Consider the following 243-nt stretch of genomic DNA (forward strand, 5'->3'; position numbering starts at 1 on the left):
TCGAGGGTCTCCTCCGCGAACCAGGTGGCGACCGCGCGGTCGTACGCGGCGGTGTGCGCGAAGGCGCGCGCGGCGAGCTCGCGGCGCTGGGCGAGCGAGGTGCCCCCGGCGCCGAGCGCCTCGATGATCGCGGGGTAGGACGCCGGCGAGACCGCGATGGCGACGTTCGCGAAGTTCTTCGCCGAGGCGCGCACCATGGCCGGCCCGCCGATGTCGATCTGTTCCACGACCGCGTCCCCGACG

At 74.9% G+C, this 243-nt stretch carries 1 pseudogene; it reads right to left on the reverse strand.

What is annotated here, in order from left to right:
* Positions 1-227 (reverse strand): annotated as a pseudogene (gene purH / locus KB213_RS12250) (bifunctional phosphoribosylaminoimidazolecarboxamide formyltransferase/IMP cyclohydrolase); the annotation flags it as partial.
* Positions 228-243: the final 16 nt, after the last annotated feature.

This window comes from Neokomagataea anthophila (genome assembly GCF_018122595.1).
In the GTDB taxonomy this organism is placed as follows: domain Bacteria; phylum Pseudomonadota; class Alphaproteobacteria; order Acetobacterales; family Acetobacteraceae; genus Gluconobacter; species Gluconobacter anthophilus.